General features: G+C 38.9%; 16 protein-coding genes. 2 read left to right on the plus strand and 14 right to left on the minus strand.

The features are described 5' to 3' along the window. Positions 1–23: 23 nt before the first annotated feature. Positions 24–1040: a nitronate monooxygenase gene (locus AC2YJL_RS23390; RefSeq protein WP_251569022.1), complete on the minus strand. Its 1017-nt coding sequence runs from the start codon at positions 1038–1040 to the stop codon at positions 24–26. A gap of 252 nt (positions 1041–1292) precedes the next feature. Next, positions 1293–2357 (minus strand): lactonase family protein, encoded by a 1065-nt coding sequence (locus AC2YJL_RS23395; protein ID WP_230931675.1) that lies wholly within the window; start codon positions 2355–2357, stop codon positions 1293–1295. Positions 2358–2690: 333 nt separating this feature from the next. Here AC2YJL_RS23395 and map point away from each other — a divergent pair, with 333 nt between their 5' ends. Beyond that, the gene (gene map, locus AC2YJL_RS23400; RefSeq protein WP_195695572.1) at positions 2691–3437 is read left to right on the plus strand and encodes a type I methionyl aminopeptidase; all 747 of its coding nucleotides are present in this window, start codon (positions 2691–2693) and stop codon (positions 3435–3437) included. 27 nt (positions 3438–3464) lie between these two features. Here the strand turns inward: map and AC2YJL_RS23405 are convergent, their stop codons facing one another. From AC2YJL_RS23405 to gatC, 10 genes are all read right to left on the minus strand, one after another. Continuing rightward, positions 3465–5270 carry an ATP-binding protein gene (locus AC2YJL_RS23405; RefSeq protein WP_230931674.1) on the minus strand — a complete coding sequence of 602 codons (1806 nt, stop codon included), beginning with the start codon at positions 5268–5270 and terminating at the stop codon, positions 3465–3467. Between the two features lie 23 nt (positions 5271–5293). After that, positions 5294–6277 carry a BMP family ABC transporter substrate-binding protein gene (locus AC2YJL_RS23410; protein WP_251569023.1) on the minus strand — a complete coding sequence of 328 codons (984 nt, stop codon included), beginning with the start codon at positions 6275–6277 and terminating at the stop codon, positions 5294–5296. A gap of 172 nt (positions 6278–6449) precedes the next feature. Continuing rightward, positions 6450–6680, minus strand: coding sequence for a helix-turn-helix domain-containing protein (locus AC2YJL_RS23415; protein ID WP_013055062.1), 231 nt, complete (start codon positions 6678–6680; stop codon positions 6450–6452). Positions 6681–6693: 13 nt separating this feature from the next. Continuing rightward, the gene (locus tag AC2YJL_RS23420) at positions 6694–9432 is read right to left on the minus strand and encodes a GTPase domain-containing protein (RefSeq protein WP_251569024.1); all 2739 of its coding nucleotides are present in this window, start codon (positions 9430–9432) and stop codon (positions 6694–6696) included. A gap of 195 nt (positions 9433–9627) precedes the next feature. Further along, on the minus strand, positions 9628–10443 hold the full coding sequence (locus AC2YJL_RS23425) for a YitT family protein (protein WP_487374996.1): 816 nt from the start codon (positions 10441–10443) through the stop codon (positions 9628–9630). Between the two features lie 254 nt (positions 10444–10697). Then, on the minus strand, positions 10698–12071 hold the full coding sequence (rlmD, locus tag AC2YJL_RS23430) for a 23S rRNA (uracil(1939)-C(5))-methyltransferase RlmD (RefSeq protein ID WP_195695575.1): 1374 nt from the start codon (positions 12069–12071) through the stop codon (positions 10698–10700). A gap of 95 nt (positions 12072–12166) precedes the next feature. Beyond that, on the minus strand, positions 12167–13099 hold the full coding sequence (locus tag AC2YJL_RS23435; protein WP_016762783.1) for a diacylglycerol kinase: 933 nt from the start codon (positions 13097–13099) through the stop codon (positions 12167–12169). Positions 13100–13333: 234 nt separating this feature from the next. Then, a complete protein-coding gene (gene gatB / locus AC2YJL_RS23440) occupies positions 13334–14764 on the minus strand; it encodes an Asp-tRNA(Asn)/Glu-tRNA(Gln) amidotransferase subunit GatB (protein WP_251569025.1) in 1431 nt (476 codons plus the stop codon). A 14-nt stretch (positions 14765–14778) separates the two neighbouring features. After that, positions 14779–16236, minus strand: coding sequence for an Asp-tRNA(Asn)/Glu-tRNA(Gln) amidotransferase subunit GatA (gatA, locus tag AC2YJL_RS23445; RefSeq protein ID WP_013055056.1), 1458 nt, complete (start codon positions 16234–16236; stop codon positions 14779–14781). Between the two features lie 16 nt (positions 16237–16252). Then, positions 16253–16543: an Asp-tRNA(Asn)/Glu-tRNA(Gln) amidotransferase subunit GatC gene (gene gatC / locus AC2YJL_RS23450; RefSeq protein WP_013055055.1), complete on the minus strand. Its 291-nt coding sequence runs from the start codon at positions 16541–16543 to the stop codon at positions 16253–16255. Positions 16544–16908: 365 nt separating this feature from the next. Here gatC and AC2YJL_RS23455 point away from each other — a divergent pair, with 365 nt between their 5' ends. Beyond that, a complete protein-coding gene (locus tag AC2YJL_RS23455; RefSeq protein WP_050688434.1) occupies positions 16909–17394 on the plus strand; it encodes a DUF3920 family protein in 486 nt (161 codons plus the stop codon). A gap of 54 nt (positions 17395–17448) precedes the next feature. On the opposite strand, the gene AC2YJL_RS23460 is transcribed toward AC2YJL_RS23455, so the two are convergent. Together AC2YJL_RS23460 and ligA are read right to left on the minus strand one after the other, a co-directional pair. Next, positions 17449–18642: a CamS family sex pheromone protein gene (locus AC2YJL_RS23460; protein ID WP_098248760.1), complete on the minus strand. Its 1194-nt coding sequence runs from the start codon at positions 18640–18642 to the stop codon at positions 17449–17451. A 13-nt stretch (positions 18643–18655) separates the two neighbouring features. Next, on the minus strand, positions 18656–20662 hold the full coding sequence (ligA, locus tag AC2YJL_RS23465; RefSeq protein WP_251569026.1) for an NAD-dependent DNA ligase LigA: 2007 nt from the start codon (positions 20660–20662) through the stop codon (positions 18656–18658). Positions 20663–20670: the final 8 nt, after the last annotated feature.

Consider the following 20670-nt stretch of genomic DNA (forward strand, 5'->3'; position numbering starts at 1 on the left):
TAAAGCAAGCAACAGCGTAATTCTCATCGTTCATTTAGTTCTTGTACAAGCTCTTCCACAATAAGATGTGCAGGCAGTTCTTTTGCCAGCGTAAATCCAGTTCCTGCCCACAAAGAAGCGTACTCTGGATTCTTCATTTGTGTAGCTTTTGAGCGAATAGGCTTTGTCATGTAATGAATATGAGGGTAGGCGGAGGGTGCCGATTTATCATAGGAAATAAAAAAGACATTCACAAATCCTCTAGCGCGTTTCCCTGTAAAAGCTCGGGTGACACCTGTTTCATTAAAACGCTTTTGAAGAATGCTTTCTTTATGAAGAGCACTCGCTCCGCTTTCGGGACAACAAATAAAAGCCGTACCTAACTGAGCAGCAGAAGCTCCTTCTTGTAACACACATTTGATGTCAGACCCCGTCATTAACCCTCCCGCAGCAATCAATGGCTTTTTGGTGATTGAGCGAACTTCTTTCAGCAACTTCATAAGCGGGTAATCCACCGAACCCTCTAAAAAAGTAGATCGATGGCCGCCGGCTTCAATGCCTTGCAAACATAGCGCATCCGCTCCTGCTTTCAAAGCCACTTCGGCTTCTTGAGGTGTTGTAATCGTAACAAAAACTCGGCTTCCAATTCCTTTTAAACTTGCTACAATCTCTCGATCCGGGCACCCAAATGTAAAGCTCACAGCAGGTACTCGATGTTTTTGAATGATGTCGAGCTTGGCACTCCATTCATCATCATCATTCTTTGGTATACCAACTTGACACTCCAAATATTCAGCTGCTTTTGACAGTTCTTTTTGATAACAATCAAGTGCATCAACTGCTACTTTTTCATTTGTCGGAACAAACAGATTCACTCCAAAAGGTTTTTTCGTAAGTGAGTGCATCTCTATAATTTCCTGCTCCAATTCACGCACACTTTTATATCCCGCAGCTAAAAACCCTAGTCCTCCGCTATTAGATACTGCTGCAGCTAGTTTAGGCGTCGAAACTCCTCCTGCCATGGGAGCTTGTACAATTGGATACTCACATATATTTTCCACACTTATCACCTCAGCCTTTCATGCGTTCTCTCTTCATTCTACTATAATCCCAGAAAAAAAAGCCCTGCAAAAGGGCTTTTCTTCCATATATAGATAGATTATAAATGATGCTAAGGAACGCACACTACCTGACTATTCTCTCAAAGATTCACCTATACGGATGACACTAACCCCGTAAGGGGAGTGACAGCCGCTTAGGTTTAGAAAGCCAGACCTAATTGTTCTTTGATCAGGTCTGGCTTTCTACATCGATTACTTATAGTGGAGGAACTTTACGCACACAGCTTCTGGAACCGTAACGTTAGATTGAAGAAGCGTTAGCTTTCCACTTTCTTGGTCTCTTTCAAACAGTACCAAGTTTCCTGTTTCTTGATTAGACGCTACAATAAATTGTTCCGTTGGATCCAAAACAAAATCGCGCGGCCAGTCGCCTTCAGTGCCTGTCCATTCTACGAATGTTAACTGTCCAGAATCCTGATCTACTTTGAATGTTGCAATCGAGTTATGTCCGCGGTTCCCTGCATAGACAAAGCGGCCATCTGAAGAAATGTGGATCGCACTCCCTTGATTATTTTCTGTAAAATCAGCCGGGATCGCTAAAGTAGCTTGTTGTTGAGTAAAGCTTCCTTTGCTTTCGTCATAAGTTAAAAATAAAACTTCAGAGCTGAATTCTGTCATTGCATAGGCATAGCGGCCATTTGGATGGAACGTTAAATGTCTAGGACCCGAACCAACAGATGTAGAAAGACTGTTGAGTTCCTTCAATTTATTCTCTTCCACTTCATATGTCACGATTTCATCGATACCTAAGTCCACAACAGCCACGTGCTTTTCTCCAGGAGTAAAATCGGCATAGTGTACGTGTGGTTTTCCTTTTTGTCCTTTTTTGAGGTCTGAATGAGGATGTTCCACTACAGATGCTACATATTCAATTTCCCCTGTTTCTTCATTAACAGAATACGTCTCAACGCTCCCTTTATGAAAGTTAGCAGATAAAACAAGCGTATTATCTTCATTCACTGAAACATAGCAAGGAGGCGCGCCGTCTAGCAGCTGTTTGTTTACAAACTTTAGTTGCCCCGTGTTTGGATCAATCTTAAAAGCAGCTACTCCGCCTTTTTCTCCTTCTTTAATAACTGTATAAAGATGTTCGTTGTCTTTGCTTGCATTTAAGTATGTAGGATTTTCAATTTTAGCCACGGCTTTTACTTCTACAATCTTTTTAGCCTTTGTATCTAACGTAAATGTATAGACACCTTCACTGCCTGCTTTTGTATATGTACCTGCAAATCCAATAAATTTTCCATGTTCACTCATTTTCCTATACCCCTCCTAAAGAATTGTTTTGTTTCATTTATTTTACTATATCATACCGCATTTGTTATAGAGAATGCTCCAATTCAACGTTCATTTATCAGTTTTCCCTACATGCCTATCGTCAAACCCTTCCTTTTTAAGCCTGCATCTTGCATTTCCCTACCATTGGGCGTTATGATTAAGGATGATTTTATATCGCCCCATAGCAGACGGCTTCTGTATTTCTTGGATTTTCAAATAAAGAAAAATGAACTGATGAATAGTCGACTTTCATGGCTATAACCGCTGCCCAACTTTTTTCGTAAAGTTACATCAAAAAAGGAGTGAACAACAATGATCACATTAAAAAGTGAACGCGAAATTAATTTAATGCACGAAGCAGGTAAATTATTAGCTTCTTGTCATAAAGAAATCGCTAAAATGATCAAACCAGGCATAACAACAATGCAAATTGATAAATTTGTTGAAGAGTACTTAGCAAAGCACGGAGCAACGCCGGAACAAAAAGGATACAAAGGATATCAATATGCAACGTGCGCTTCTTTAAATGATGAAATTTGCCACGGTTTTCCAACAACTAAACCGTTAAAAGACGGTGATATCGTAACCATTGATATGGTTGTAAATTTAAACGGAGGCTTAGCAGATTCCGCATGGACTCATACCGTTGGAGACATTTCAGACGAAGCGCAGCGTCTAGTAGATGTTACATACGAAGCGCTTTTAAGAGGAATCGAGCAAGCACAGCCAGGAAATCGCACAGGTGACATTGGCCACGCTATTCAAAGCTATGTAGAAGGCGAAAAATTCTCTGTGGTACGCGACTTCACAGGACACGGAATTGGAAATACCATGCACGAAGCGCCTACCATTCTTCACTACGGAAAAGCTGGCAAAGGTACACGTTTAAAAGAAGGTATGGTGATTACAATTGAGCCAATGGTAAACGCTGGTACATGGCATTCTAAAATGGATAAAAACGGTTGGACGGCTCGTACAACAGACGGTAAATTATCCGCTCAATTTGAACATACGCTTGCGATTACGAAAAACGGTCCTCTTATTTTAACAGCACATTAAAAAAACAGCCCTTTTGAGGCTGTTTTCTTAATGTAGAGGAAATTTAATAACAAAAACTGTGCCGCGGGAAGAAGTAGATAATAATTTAATCTGTCCTCCGTGGCTTTCTAGAATACGCTGAGCAATGGGCAGACCAAGACCTGTTCCGCTATCTTTTGAAGTGGAAAACGGCTGGTACAGAGAATGCTGCATATGCAAAGGAATGCCTTTTCCAGTATCTTCAATGTATAGACAGTAGCTATCTTCATGAACCTGCGAGTAGATTGTAATGACTCCTTCTCCATCCATGGCTTCCATACTGTTTCGAATTAAATTATGAAGAACTTGTTTGATTTGTTTTTCATCTACCTTTAATATATACGGCTGCAGTTTCACATCGAAGATAAGCTTATCTTTTTCTGTGAATTTGCTTGAGTGAGTAATCAAAGGCAATAGCTCATTAATAATCTCCTGCATGCTGACTTTTTTCATCACCGGAGTCCCTGGTTTTGATAACAACAGCATTTCTTCAATGATGTAATTAATCCTCTCTAGCTCTTTCATAAGCAGAGGCAGGTAAAAACGCTTTTTCTCCTCATCAGAAAGAGACTGATTCATAAGAGATATAAATCCATGAATCACGGCAAGAGGATTACGAATCTCATGAGCAGCTCCGGCTGCCACTTCTCCCACCAGAGCAAGTTTCTCAGACTGATGCATTCGCTTTTCTAATTCTTCGGTATCCGATATATCAATGAAATAAAAAATCCTTCCAATGCTCTCGTTCTTCTCGTTAAACAGCTGCGTTTGAGAGGCTAAAAAGCAATAGCACGTCTTTTTTGTTCCAAATAATACTTTTTTATTTTCGTGAATTTCTCCGGAATTCAACATTCTCCAAAATTCAGTATTATATTCAGGACATTCCTCCATGTACCCGCAAATATCCTTTTCATCGAGATCTAAAAACTGCTTTGCTGAGGTATTGGCAAATATACTATTTGTCTCATCTTCCATTGTAATAATTCCAACAGGCAGTGAATTTAAGATCTGCTGGCGATACGCTTTATCTTTAATGATTTTCCAAAATGAATCTTCTAAACTAACCGACATTTGATTGATAGAAGCCGAAAGCTGCTTCAGCTCAATTTGCTTTGTGTCTTGAAGAACAAGACCGTATTCTCCGTCTGCAATGTCATTCACTTTTTCAATCATTTGTTCAATTGGTTTCGTAAGACTCGCACTCATGCGATATGAAGCATAGAGAGAAGCCAAAATAGCACTTACTGTTAAAATTAATAATAAAATTAATGAATCCTTAATAATGACAGACAGTGTATCTGATAGTGTATCGAGTGAATCAACCGTCTCCTCTTTTGAACTATTAATATCTTTTTTTATCTGATGCAAATCCGGCAAATAATTTCCCTTAAGATACTCTTTTGCTCCCTCTATATCTCCATACTTCAGCAGTCCTTGCACGTTATTAGAGATCTTAAAATCCAGCAGCTCAATTTTTTCTTTCAGTGGAATCAACGATTTTGGCACAGGCTGCTTATATCTTTCATTATTTTCGATAACTCGTGTATCATATGATTGATATTCTTCTATCAAAGAGACAGTGGGGTTCTTTAGATTATTTTTCACAATGTATTCTTTTATGTTCAGCTGCTCTTCCCAATAAGAAAGCCACACCATTTCAGGAACATCTTCATCTTTAATTTCGTTGCTTACATGATTCATTTTATCAACGGCATGCACTAAAACTAAAGAGAACCCGCTTAACATGAATGTAATCAAAAGAAGAATCGTTAATATTTGGCTACGGAATGACATGTTGCGAAATAATTGATTCATAATCATCTCTTTCTTTTTCATAGTTACTTCGGCTGTGTAGACATTCTAACTTTCGAATATAAAATTTGTTTTTCCCGTTTACTGTACATCGGTCCAAAAGGCGCTAGTTTATAAACACCGTCTCTGGCGTCAAGTTTGACTTCTCCAATTGGAAGACCCTTTTTACTGAAATAGTCTTTCATAATCACGTTGTAAGCTTGAGGAACATCATTGATCACACTTGTTAAAATAACAGACCTACCCATGTACGCCTGATCATCTAAATATCCTATTACGTACATTCCTTGTACTTTCGCTTCTTGAATAACTTCTTGATTATACGAATTTCCTTTAGCATAGACGATATCGACGCCTTCATCTTTTAACTCACGGAGCAGCTTTACTGCTTTTGCTCCATCGTCTCGGCTGTTTACAACTCGATAATAAAAAGCAATCGATGGATTATACGCTTTGATTCCTTGTTCAAACCCTAGATTCTTTTCTTTGGCAAATGTATCAATTAATCCAATTTTTTTCGTTCGTGTCTTCATGACAGCTGCCGTACCTGCCAGATACTCTATTTTGGTTTGATCAAATGTATATACCGTTTGGTTTTTATAAGTTGAAGTACCGTGAATGGTGACGAAATGAACATGAGGATACTTAGGAGCGAGTTCTGTAAAAACGGTAGAAAATTCTCTTCCATGTCCAATTACGACTTTTGTTCCATTTTGAATAACTTTTTCAGCAGCTTCCTTCATTTTTTGGTTCGTATTTACTTCGCTAATAACTTGACCCGAAACAGGGTACTGCTGCTCGATGTTGATTTTTCCTTTATAAGCTAGACTGCCCCAGCTTTGATCTGTCAGTACATCAGAGGTGAGAATTGCAACGCTTGTGTTTTCTACTTTTTTTGTCGTTTGCTGACTTATAATCCCTTGTGTTTTCGAAATAATAATAATTAAAAACGAAGCGACAACAATCAGGGCAAGCAATAAAATCAGCCTTAACTGTCTTGATCGTTGCATAGGCCTTCTCCTTTTTGTTTAGCATACTTTCATTATATAAAAAAAGCATCTAAAAAGACTACATCTTTAACGAAATTCCAACTTTTTTCGACATTTCTTTCATATCTTACCTTTTTTAACACTTTCATTCCAAAAGAAAAAAGCAGAAAACATCTGTTTTCTGCTTCTGCCTTCAATCTTCATCTTTTACATCCATATCTTCAGGGATAGGCTCATTTAAGTATTCTTCAATTTGTTTTTTGTACTTTTCCATTTGCTCTAAATGGGTGTTAAACTGCTCTTTATTTAATAAGTAGTTTTCACCATCAAATATAGCCCGTACTTTTCCTTCTTGAATCAATTTCTGTACATATTCTTCAGGAAAAGATAGATACTCTGCTGCTTCTTTTATCGTTAAATACATCCTGCTCCACCTTTTATACGTTATAGTGTACTTCTTCTGTAGCTTTAACCATTAACTCATACTGACGCAAGCGAAGCTGGAATAATGTTAACGGATCATAGTAAGCTTCAGGATTGGCTTTCATATGACTTAAAACGTCTTGATTTTCATTAATATGCGCCTGTGTTTCTTCAATCGTTTCTTTTAAAACCTCTTTTGGCTTTTCAAAGAATAGTTCAATATCAACTTCTAAATTTTTCTCAAATAAATTAAATTGCATAAAAAACTTTGCCAGCATAGATTCTGTGATATCTTGATAGTCTTGACTTTCAATGTACTTTTTATATTGATTATAAAGCAGCGTTTGATTTTGAAGAATGGAAGAAAACAGCTTTCCTGCTCCTTTTAACAAGAGCTGCGTTGGATTAACGCGAAGTAAAATATTTTCTTCATCCAGCTGAACCCGATTAGCCATACGATTAACGTCGCGGCGCCAGTCATCCAGCACTTTAAAATCGCAGGCTAACGTTAATTTTTGCTCATTGTACATCTTATTTAATGACTCTGCTACTTCTTCAATATCTACTTGACTCGCAATCAGCTCTTCATTTGATGTAGCAATCCAGTCCTTTAAAGAAATACGGAACTTAGGTAGTACATCTTGCTGCAAGTGCTCTTCCACGCGCATATTCATTTGTTTATTCAGCTCAATATGAACCGTGCTAAAATCACTGTCTTCCTTCACTAATTCTGAAGACTTTTTGAGTAAACGAGGAATTTTATTTTTTAACTTTTTGCTAATATCCTCTTTGATGCCGTGATAAGCCGAAACAATACTACTCGCTTTTTCTTGTTCTAAGTCATCCACTCGATGCAAGAAGCCATTTAATCGCACAAGCATATCTTCGTTCCATTTAATGCTTTCAATCAAATGATTTTCTGTTTGATTTCTCTTCTCCACTAAGTTCTTTAACATGCTTTGAATGAAGAACAGCAGTCTGCGCGCACGCTCTTCTACTCCAACGTTGTTTGGATCGTAATAGAAATTAGCTTTAATAAACTGGGCCAAGTCTCCGTGGTGCTGACTCGATACGTAGTGAGGCGTATAGGCTAATACATGCGCCTGCGGGAAATCAGCTCCAATGCTTGCTTCAAATTCTTTTGTGATTCGCTCAATCGTTTCTTGATTATAAAGACTGTCCATATTGTTGATGACAAAATGAACTGGCGTATTTGGCGCATGCTCTTTAATCTCAAGCAATAATTCTCTTTCTTCATCAAGCAGCGATTCTTTTGCATCAAGCACAAACAGTAAACCATCTGCTAAAGGCGCATATTTAAATGCATCCTGCTCACGCGCCTCTTGTTCTGTAAAGCTTGGCGTAACAATGCATGAACAATTATGCTTATCAAGGAACGCAAAAGGTTTTTTCACTTCTACAAGCGCCTTGTGAGGAGATTGCTCCGCTCCGTCAATCGTTTCCATCGGAGTGATTTCTTGATCAGCGATTTGCTGGATAGATTCTTCCTCATCATGAATGAACACAAAGGTTGTTTCGTGATTTTGCGGTACCCTTTCTTCTGTAATCGATCCCACAAATGAAGACGTTGCAGCATTTGTTCCTGTAATTAATAAGTGTGTCGTATGAGCATCTAATAAAAAGTCTACCCACCATTTAAAAGTATGCCCCACTTCTAAACCATTTTCATTAGCCCATTTAATAATGCCATGGCAAAGCTTGTAGTGATATTCAAGACCATCAATGTCGTTACGCGCCTCAAAAATTAATCTGCCTGCATTTTCGATTGTAATGGTATCAATAGTTGACGGAAACTTTTCATTCCATGAAAGCACGGCCGCAGACGGAAATAACGCACGTGACTTATTAGTAATTTTAAGCCAGTTTGTTAATACGTTCGGAATGACTTCATGCAATTCCTTTACAGAATGATCACTTTCCATTAAGTCAGTGTACGTCTCTTGATAAAGAGTTGAAATCTCTTGCCAATAATCGTAGAGACCCACTTCAATATTCAAGAAAATATCATTGATGGTTTTAATCCAAGCAAGATAAGGAGGCTGACTCTTATATTGTTTCCATAAAGCTGAGACAAGCTGTTTGAAATATACTTGGTCCACTTTGTAAAATGAAATCATCACTTGATAAAAATAGTTAGGGATAAAATTTGCTGTATATCCTTTATCTACGTAAGTCTTTAATACCGCAAACCAATTTAACGATTCCGTTCGAATACACTCATCTACCGCAAGCTCTACTGCGCTGTTAAAGTCTTCTTGCTCTTCATAAAATCTGCGTGCAATCGCCGTGACGTTTGGATAATCCGGCTGAGAAGCAACCAGCTCGTTAATGACTTCATAAGCTCGTTCAATATTGTTATGGTCCGTATACAGCGAAAACAGCTTTAGCGCTATTTCAGCTTTTAATACTTTTGAATCCGTTTCGATGGATAGGTAAAGCTCTTCAGCAAGCGTAGACAACCCCAATTCATAATGTGCGTCGGCTGTATTTTTCTTCGCCCACAGCTTAAACTCGCCATTTACATTCTCCCACTTAAAAATCGCGGACTCAAAATCTTGATTATGGAAGTACACTTCTCCCTGAGCTAAGCGAATGAGCGATAAGTCGTACCACTCTTTTTGCTGCTCTTCGTAATAAGCTTGTCCAAGGACTTTTACAGGCGGCTGATTTTCATTTTCTTGCATAAACGTTTCGTAATATTTCTTTTTCGTTAACTGATATTCTACCGTCATATAGTCTCTCCTTTTTGATGTCAATATTTTATGTACTCTATCAAATTCCCTTTTTTATACTTTTCATACACGATATTTTCTTACTCATATTTTACGCAAAAAAAGCCTCAAGAACTACTCTTAAGGCTTTTTTTATAACTTTTATACTATAAAAATGGCTATTCATCATAAATCGGCGCTGAAATAACAAATATATTAATAGGCATCCCGTCGAAACAGCCCCATTACTTCTACCGTTTCCGTAATATTTACGAAAGCCTCAGGATCCACGGATTGAATTAACTGCTTGAGGTTTGCAAGCTCATAGCGTGAGATTACCGTCATTAATATTTTACGGTCTTCTCTTGAATAAGCTCCTTCACCGTTCATTAACGTCACGCCGCGCACCAAATTCGTAAGAAGCTGCTGCTTCATTTCTTCGCCTTTTCTCGTAATAATGGTTAACGTGAGCTTAATATGGCGAGTATGAATCGCATCCACTACTTTTCCTGTGACGAAAATCGAAAGCATCGTATATAAAGCCGCGTCCCAATTCACAAAAAAACCTGAAACAAATACAACCACGGCATTCATCGCTGATAATATAGCGCCAAGTGGAAATTCTTTTTTATGCGTAAGAAGCATCGCAATAATATCAAATCCACCTGTCGAAGCTGAATGACGAAAAACAAATCCTACGCCAATTCCAGTTAAAACTCCTCCAAAAACAGCTGACAGAATAGGATCTGTACTAACAGCTCTCAAGGGAATCACGTATAAAGCAATTGATAAAGCCACAACGGACAGCAGGGTATGTAAAACAAACCGCTTTCCTAACTTCATAAAACCAATAATTAAAAGGGGTAAATTCAACAAAAAATTCATTGTTCCCGTGCTTGCAGGCGTTAAAATCCCTATAATCATAGCAATACCGCTAATGCCGCTGCTTAGCACTTTATGGGGGATTAAAAACCAATTGTATGCAAATCCAATTAACACAGAACCTGCTATAATAGCAATTGCTCTATACATGATGTCCCTTCACCTCTTACCACAAATATAATGTTTTCATTTATTGCTTCTTTATTATAATTCCTAAAATATTGAAAACCTTAAAAAAAGTATATTCAGAAATTTGCTGTGTTGGTGGGATGGACAAAAGGCCAAATAAAACGGACATATAAGCAGTTAATGCTTTTAATATAGAAATTCGGACTTTACTTTTTTCGTACTTATTTAAGCAAAAAAGCTCCTACCTTTACTAAGATAGCAGCTTTAATGAAGAGTTATTTTAATTTTAATACCGCCACATTCTCCACATGCGTCGTATGCGGAAACATATCAACAGGCTGAACTTTAACCGTCTCATATCCGCCTTTTTCTAAAATAGCTAGGTCACGTGCGAGAGTTGCTGGTCCGCATGAAACATAGACAACTTTTTTTGGCTTCATGTCAATGATGGTATTCAATAGAGCTTCATCGCATCCTTTTCGCGGCGGATCTACGACGATGACGTCCGCTTTGATGCCTTGTTTGTACCAGTTTGGAATGACGACTTCTGCTTCGCCTACTTCAAATTCAGCATTGTGAATACCGTTTAGCTCAGCGTTGCGCTTTGCATCTTCAATCGCTTCAGGCACGATTTCAACGCCATATACTTTTTTCGCTTTTTGAGCGAGAAATAACGAGATTGTTCCGATTCCACAGTAGGCGTCAATTACCGTTTCTTCTCCTGTTAAATCTGCATACTCAAGCGCTTTGTCATAAAGCACTTTCGTTTGCTTAGGGTTTACTTGGTAGAATGATTTTGCTGAAATGGCAAATTTAACGTCGCCGATATAATCGTAAATATATTCTTCTCCCCAAAGTACGTTCGTTTGGTTCCCTAAAATGACGTTTGTGCGCTTGCTGTTTACGTTTTGAACAATTGATTTCACGTTCGGCACGGCTTCGATAATGTCTTCTATAATACGCTTTTTGTTTGGCAGCTCAGCTGTACGAGTCACAATGACAACCATGATTTCACCCGTTACAAGTCCGTAGCGCGCCACGATATGACGAAGCGAGCCTTTATGTTTTTGTTCTTGATAAGCAGAAACGCCATGCTTTTCACAGATTGATTTGACAGCTTGAACAACATCATCATTTGCCTGCTGCTGAATCAAACAGGCATCCATGTTAATGATGTCGTGGCTTCGCTGCTGGTAAAACCCAGCGACCAAACCGCCTTCTCGTTCTGCTACGGGAACTTGAGCTTTGTTTCGATAGCGCCAAGGATCTTTCATTCCTAGCGTCGAATGTACCGGAACGTCAGGTAAATGGCCAATTCGCGCCATGACGTCTTTTACTTGCTTTTGCTTAAATTGCAGCTGTCCTTCATAGCTTACATGCTGCAGCTGACAGCCTCCGCACTGCTTGTAGACCGGACAGGGTGCTTCAACACGCTGTTCACTAATTGTATGGTGCTTGATAAGCTTGCCAAACGCATAGCCTTTTTTTACTTTAATGACTTTTACTTGGCCGCTTTCGCCGGGCAGCGCATTTTGAACGAAAATAGGAAATCCGTTCACTTTGGCTACACCCGCTCCGTCATGCGTTAAATCTTCAAACGCAACATCTATATATTCATTTTTTTCTACAGGTGGTTTTAATTTTTCCATTTATCGTTACATCCTTTTAGTCATTTGAAAATGCTGAACTGATTGTACCATAAGAGCCAAAGCCAAACAAAGAAAAGCATGAAAAAAGATCGCAATTAGGCGATCTCATTTTTTTCCATCAATTCAGCTGTTGCTTTTGGAACAAAGATTTCTACATGGCGATATAAGTTTACAAATTCCCCAGGCAATAATCCGCCGTACTCGCCATCTAGATTTAACTGCATTTTATCATTTGTATGAATTTTAACACGGTTCGCTTTTGTATAAATAATATGAGGATCATTGATGTGTTCCCCTCGCAGCGCAAGTGTCGCAATTCGAATAAATTCAGCTAAATTTGCTTTCTTTAAAATAATTAAATCAAACATCCCGTCATCTAAAGAGGAATCTGGCGCCAGCTTTTCAAAACCGCCGACTGAGTTCGTTAAGGAAACAAGGAAGAACATAATCTCGCCGCCAAAGAATTTTCCGTCATACTCAATTTCAACAGATGTTGGTTTAATAGAAGGAAGCATTTCCATGCCTTTTAAATAGTAAGCTAGCTGTCCAAGCATTGTTTTTAACTTGCTTGGCACTTCATATGTTAATTCAGTTAAACGGCCGCCTCCGGCGATATTTACAAAGTAATGCGTTTCTCCATCGTTTGTTACACAGCCCAAGTCAATTGGCTTTGTTACGCCTTCTACAATGACATCAATAGCGCCTTCAATCGTACGCGGCACATTAATGGCACGAGCAAAGTCATTGGTTGTTCCAACAGGAATAATACCTAGCTGCGGACGGTAGTCTTGTCCAGCGATACCGTTTACGACTTCATTGATGGTACCGTCTCCACCAGCTGCAATTACAACGTCAAAGCGACGTTCTACTGCTACTTTAGCAGCTTCTGTTGCATCACCAGCGCAAGTTGTAGCATGACAAGAGGTTTCATAGCCTGCTTGCTCTAGCTTTTGCAAAACTTCCGGTAAGTTTTTCTTAAAAATTTCACGGCCCGATGTCGGGTTATAAATAATTCTCGCTCTTTTCATATTCATCATCCTAATAATGATAATTTGTCACAAATCTTTGCCTACTTTTATCAGTGAAAGAATGCCCCCTCACATTACATCATCAACAAGAGGGGGCATGAACAAACATATTATAAAGAAATTAACCTTGATATACAATATTCACGTTTCCGTTTTTATTCATACCTTCAGCGCGATCGCCCTTACTCATAATAAATGTGAGATGGAAACCCACCTCACATTTAGTTATCAAATTTAGCGTTTATTAATTTCTTCTAAAAGAATTTTATTAACCATCGGTGGGTTCGCTTGGCCTTTTGAAGCTTTCATAATTTGACCAACTAAGAAGCCAATGGCACGATCCTTACCGTTTTTGAAATCTTCAATAGATTGAGGGTTTGCATCTAATGCATCTGTTACGAATTTGCGTAAAGTTGCATCATCAGAAATTTGTACAAGACCTTTTTCTTTTACAATTTTCTTTGCATCTCCGCCATTTTCAATTAATTCTTTGAATACTTTTTTCGCAATTTTAGACGAAATCGTACCTTCTTGAATTAATCGAATCATACCAGCTAGGCCTTCAGGTGTTAAAGCTACATCTGAAAGTTCTTTTTGGTTTGAGTTTAAGTAAGCAGAAACTTCACCCATTAACCAGTTAGAAGATAGCTTCGCGTCTCCGCCTGCAGCAAGTGTTGCTTCAAAGAAATCAGACATTTCTTTTGTTAGCGTTAATACCATTGCATCATAAGCAGGTAAGCCAAGCTCTTCTACATAGCGCTTTTTACGAGCATCTGGAAGTTCAGGAATCGAAGCACGAACACGTTCTTTCCATTCTTCGTCGATGTGTAATTCTAATAAGTCAGGCTCTGGGAAGTAGCGGTAGTCGTCAGACCCTTCTTTTACACGCATCAGAATGGTTTCGCCCGTAGACTCGTCAAAACGGCGTGTTTCCTGCTCGATTAAGCCACCAGACAATAACACTTTTTCTTGACGAATTTCTTCGTGTTCAAGACCGCGGCGCACATAGTTAAATGAGTTTAAGTTCTTTAACTCAGCTTTTGTACCGAACTCTTCTTGTCCAACTGGACGTAAAGAAATATTGGCATCACAGCGAAGTGAACCTTCTTCCATTTTACAATCAGATACGCCTGTATATTGAATAATTGATTTTAATTTTTCTAAATAAGCATATGCTTCTTCAGGAGAACGCATATCTGCTTCTGATACAATCTCAATCAGAGGTGTACCTTGACGGTTAAAGTCTACTAGTGAATAGCCATCGCCTGTATGCGTTAGCTTACCAGCATCTTCTTCTAAATGAAGTCGGTTGATACGAATACGCTTCGTTTCACCTTTAACTTCTACTTCAATCCAACCGTTCTCGCCAATTGGTTTATCAAATTGAGAGATTTGATAAGCTTTTGGGTTATCCGGATAGAAATAGTTTTTACGGTCAAACTTTGTATCTGTTGCGATTTCACAGTTTAGCGCAAGCGCTGCTTTCATTGCAAAATCAACTGCTTCTTTGTTTAACACAGGTAATACGCCAGGATAACCTAAGTCAATTACACTTGTGTTAGCATTTGGAGCCGCACCAAATGCGTTTGGACTTGCTGAGAAAATTTTAGATTTTGTCTTAAGCTCAACGTGTACTTCAAGACCAATAATCGTTTCAAAGTTCATCTTTATCTCACCCCTTACAGTGCTGGTTTCGCTTTATGATGCTCAGTTGCTTGTTCGAATGCATGAGCAACACGATAGATTGTGCTTTCGTCGAAATGCTTACCGATAATTTGTAATCCTAATGGCAATCCATTTGATAAGCCGCAAGGCACAGAAATACCAGGTACTCCAGCAAGGTTTACTGGGATTGTTAAAATATCGTTTGCATACATTGTTAATGGATCGTCTGTTTTCTCACCAATTTTGAATGATGGAGTTGGTGTAGTTGGTCCAATGATAACGTCATAGTTTTCAAATACAGACTCAAAGTCTTGCTTGATTAACGTACGTACTTGCTGTGCTTTTTTGTAGTAAGCATCATAATAACCAGAGCTTAACGCAAATGTTCCAAGCATGATACGGCGTTTTACTTCGTTTCCAAAGCCTTCGCTTCGAGACTGCTTGTACATTTCGATTAAGTTCTCAGCATTATCTGTACGGTATCCGTAGCGAACGCCATCAAAACGAGATAAGTTAGCAGACGCTTCAGAAGAAGATAATAGATAATACGTAGCTAATGCGTATTTAGAGTGTGGAAGCGATACTTCTTCCCAAGTTGCTCCTAGTCCTTCTAACACTTTTAGTGCATCTAAAACAGACTGGCGAGCTTCTTCGCCCACACCTTCACCTAAGTATTCTTTTGGAACAGCAATTTTAAGACCTTTTACGTCACCTGTTAAAGCAGATACATAATCCGGTACATCAACATTAGCAGAAGTAGAATCCATTGGGTCTACGCCTGAAATTGCTTGAAGTAAGTATGCATTATCTTCAACAGAATTTGTGATTGGTCCGATTTGATCTAAAGAAGATGCAAATGCCACTAATCCGTAACGAGATACGCGACCATACGTTGGTTTTAATCCGACAACACCGCAATAAGCAGCTGGCTGACGAATTGAACCACCTGTATCAGAACCTAAAGAAAACGGAACTTCGCCTGCTGCTACAGCTGCAGCTGAACCACCGCTAGATCCACCTGGTACGTAATCTAGGTTCCATGGGTTGCGCGTTAACTGAAGACCTGAGTTTTCAGTTGAAGAACCCATTGCGAATTCATCCATATTTAATTTACCGATTGTTACCGCTTCAGCTGCCTGTAATTTTTGAACAACTGTTGCATCATAAATCGGATCAAAGTTTGCTAGAATTTTACTAGAGCAAGTTGTACGTAAATCTTTTGTGACAATATTATCTTTTACACCGATTGGCATACCAAATAATAGGCCAAATTCATCTTTTGTTTGTAGTGCTTCATCTAGCTCTTTTGCATAAGCACGAGCATTGTCTTCATTAAGCGCTAAGAACGCACCTACTTTATCATCTACTTCATTAATACGTTTGTATGATTCGTCTACTAAATCTTGTACACGTACTTCTTTCTTGTGTAAAAGGCTATGTAGTTCTGAAAGTTTACGATCGAATAAAGACATCGTAAAGCCTCCTTCCTTATTCTAAAATAGTTGGTACTCGAATGTAGCCATCCTTGTGGTCTGGCGCGTTTTTTACTACGTCTTCGATTGGTAAGCCTTTAGCTGGCTTATCTTCACGCATTACGTTTTTCATATCCAATACGTGAGAAGTCGGTTTTACATTTGTAGTATCTAACTCATCTAATTGCTCTGCATATGTAATAATAGCATCTAATTGTTTTGTGAATAGTTCTGCTTCGTCATCCGTCACCGCAAGTCTCGCTAAGTTTGCAACGTGTTTTACTTGATCAACAGAAATTCTTGACATGTTCCTTCACCTCCGAATATTCGTCCCACTACAATATACTGATAATACCAAACTTCACTAGCAACAGGCAACATTTCTGAGACTAGTTCCTAAAATATTAAAAACCCCGCCAGACAAGACAGGGCTTACATTTATCACTTCTATTTTATACCAAATCTATTTCATTCAAACAACATTCCATACTTTTCCTTCGTCATAAAATATTTCTCTCTTGCATAGGTATAAAATAACCTTCTTTTTAGAAAAGATAGATAGAAAGAGAAACATGCTTCAGATGAACACACCGCCATGTTTTAATTTCACTAGTCTTTGGGAAAGTAAAGAAAACGAATAACTACTTTACCGTAAAAGAGGTGCTATAAAAATTGAATAAAATACTTATACAGTCAGTCATCCACCAGCGCCCTGTGTACCAGCAAAGCGGAAGATGGTTTGTATTAGATGAAGAATTCAAGTGGGATTTGCCCACCTTGCAAAAAGATGTTTTTGCTTGTTTAAATAAAGCCTTTCATATTCCTATCATTTTTTGTGATTCGTGCGAAGCCAATAAAATTGTCTCTGCCCTTGGAGAAGAAGAAACAGAATACCTGCAGTTTGCATCAGGCGTTTACTGGCGAGAAGTAGGCATTATATTTATTTTTAAATTTGATGACTATCTTCCACTCATTGAAACGATCTTTCACGAGCTGCGCCACTATATTCAAGATCACATCCCTTATTATCAGAAAGAATTTGAGCTGGATAAAAAGCGCCCGTATGAAGAGCGGACAACCGAACAAGATGCATTTGCATTTGCTGCTTATTATCTTGCTAAATTTACAAGACAAAATTCTCACGCCATTTCTTCATAGGAGGCAATTTCATAGAATTAGAAAAAGACACTGCTTGAGCAGTGTCTTTTTTGCTTACTCTTCGTAAATATGAACGAACGGCTTGTCTTCATCTGCTTTTCTAACAATGAGAGCTTCCGGTCCGCTTACTGAGTTAATAGAGATACTCGTTTCCATATATGAAGGGAAATGATCAAGCATTAAACCAGCAACGTACTGAGTAAATCCTACAATTTCACCTTTTCCGTAAAATTGTACGGGAATATCAATCGTCATTTTTTGGAGCTGTCCATCTTTGTAATACCCTTTCCCTACTACGCTTGTAAAGTTCGGGAAGTAGTCTTCGATTTGCGCTTTGAACTCATCAAATTTCATCGCATCATCTCGGTGATCTTTTGTTGCATCTGATGATGGGAATAAATAATATTGCTCGTCTAAATTATCCCAGCTGCCAACGGCTGTATCATTTGAACCTGCATTTCCGACAGCTATAAAGTTACCTGGTGTTAAAGAGGACTTAGCACTTTGTTTGAATAGCGCTACTCGAACTGGCACATTTTCTAAGCCTTTGATATCGCGCATACGCTTAACAATCTCATCTGCCATTTGCTTTCCTTGGGCTTCAATCTCTTTATTTGTAAGCTTCACTTCACGGGCATAGCCATTTTCTTCCGTATAATAATGAACGGAATTCATCGCCAGGCCAATTGTGACGCCTCCAAGTTTTACCTTGTCATCTCCGTCTTGAATAAGGTAATCTTGCTCAGTAATGTTCGCTAAGTACATTGGACTTGTTTCGTTACGAGTTTTCAAATCGCCTTTTTCTGTATCAATTGGGTTTAACCCAGTGTTTTTAAGCTTCTTTTTCGCCGTATCATCTTTTGCTTTGCTTTGAAGATCTTTAAACTGTTTATCACTCAGCTTACGGCTTAACCATGAGCGAATAGTATCTTTATCAAGGTACTGGCCTTCTTGATACACATATTTTTTCGGAGAATAGCTATCTGTCGATAAGCGCATTAAGCCTGTTTCAAATTCTTGCGCATCCAAGCGGTTGTTTAAGTTTGCTGCGACTAAGCCTCTTGCCACTCCCGCTTTAAATGGAAGAATTGTTCGGTAATAATCATCTGAAATACTATACTTCGGAATGACTGCTTTTTCTTTCTTGTTGTTGGTTTGTTGAACAGTCTCTTTATCGTCCGAAAGGTTCGGTGCACACGCTGAAGTTACAAGCATGACCGCAAGAGAAAGTAACAATATCTTTTTCAACTACACACACCTCTTATTTATTTAATTCCGTAAGTAGCCTTGCCTCATCCCATACTTCAATTTCAAGCTCGTTAGCTTTTGTCAGTTTGGAACCAGCCTCTTCCCCTGCCACAACAAGGTCTGTCTTTTTACTTACGCTTCCTGTTACTTTACCGCCAAGTGCTTCAATTTGTGCTTTTGCCTCATTGCGAGATAGCTGTTCAAGCTTACCTGTTAATACAACGGTTTTACCAGCAAAAACGGAATCTACATTTTCTACACTTACAAGCTTGGGTCCTTTGTATGTAAGGTTTACTCCATACTCTTTTAATTCATGTATAAGTTCTTGAACCTCTTCTTGTGTAAAGTAAGCGACAATAGCATCAGCCATTTTGGCACCAATTTCATTAATTGCCACTAATTCATCATACGTTGCTTTTGTTAACTTGTCTATGGTTTCAAAGTGCTGAGCTAACGTCTTTGCAGCTTTTGCTCCGACATGGCGAATGCCCAAACCAAAAAGCAAACGCTCAAGTGAATTTTCTTTCGAGGCTTCGATGGCTGCAATCAAATTATCCGCAGATTTCTCACCCATGCGCTCAAGCTCGATTAACTGCTGTTTTGTCAGCGTATAAATATCCGCTACGTCTTTAATTAACTGTTCGCGAAATAATTGCGATATAACTTTTTCACCAAGTCCATCAATGTTCATCGCATTGCGGGACACGAAATGAATAAGTCCTTCACGAATTTGAGCAGGACAGCTTGGATTAATGCAGCGAAGCGCAACTTCTCCTTCTAAACGCACCAGTTCACTTTCACATTCCGGGCAGTGAGTAGGCATCGTAAACTCTTGCTCTTCTCCCGTTCGCTTCTCTTCAATCACATTCACTACTTCAGGAATAATATCTCCTGCTTTTTTCACTACGACATAATCTCCGATGCGAATGTCTTTTTCACGAATCAATTCTTCATTGTGAAGAGACGCACGCTGTACCGTCGTACCTGCTACTTGAACAGGCTCCAAAATAGCTGTTGGCGTAATGACACCTGTTCGGCCTACCGTCAGCTCAATATTTACAAGCTTGGTTACAACTTCTTCAGCAGGAAACTTATAAGCAATAGCCCAGCGTGGACTTTTGGCCGTTGTTCCAAGGTCAACCTGCTGATCAAATGAATCTACTTTTACAACAATGCCATCAATATCATAAGATAGTTCTGGACGTTGCGTTTGCCAGCTTTCGATGTAAGCAATCACATCATCAATGGTTTCACACGTCTGTCTTTCTTTATTTGTTTTAAAACCAAGCTCATCGAGTAAATTCAAACTTTCGCTGTGAGAGTCGATTTCTAATTCTCCCGTATCAGTCATGGCATATACAAAGATATCTAAATTACGTTTTGCCGCAATTTTAGGATCTAACTGACGCAGTGAGCCTGCAGCTGCGTTACGCGGGTTAGCAAACGGAACTTCATCCCTTTCCATTTTTGCTTCATTAAGTGCTTCGAATGATTTTCTCGGCATAAATGCTTCTCCGCGAACTTCCATTGATAACGGTTCTTTAATTCGAAGTGGAATAGAGCGAATTGTTTTTAAGTTTTCAGTAATATTTTCACCAGTTGTACCGTCTCCGCGCGTAGCTCCCAGCACTAAGTATCCATCTTCATAGCGAAGAGATACAGCAAGGCCGTCAATTTTAAGTTCGCATACATAAGAAAACTCATCTCCAACGGCTTGGCGCACTCGGCGATCAAAATCCCGAAGGTCTTCTTCATTAAATGCGTTTCCCAAACTTAGCATAGACGTTTGATGCTGAACCTTCTCAAACGCATCGAGCACTTGGCCGCCGATGCGCTGAGTAGGTGAGTCAGCTGTTTTTAACTCTGGAAATGATTCTTCTATCTCAATTAACTCATTCATTAATTTATCGTATTCTGCATCTGGAACAGATGGCTGATCTAACACATAATATTCATAGCCATATTGATTTAATAAGTCGCGTAATTCTTGAACGCGTGATTTTGCTGTCTCAAACTCCATATTCTAGC

It is taken from the genome of Priestia sp. SRI_019 (assembly GCF_057586255.1).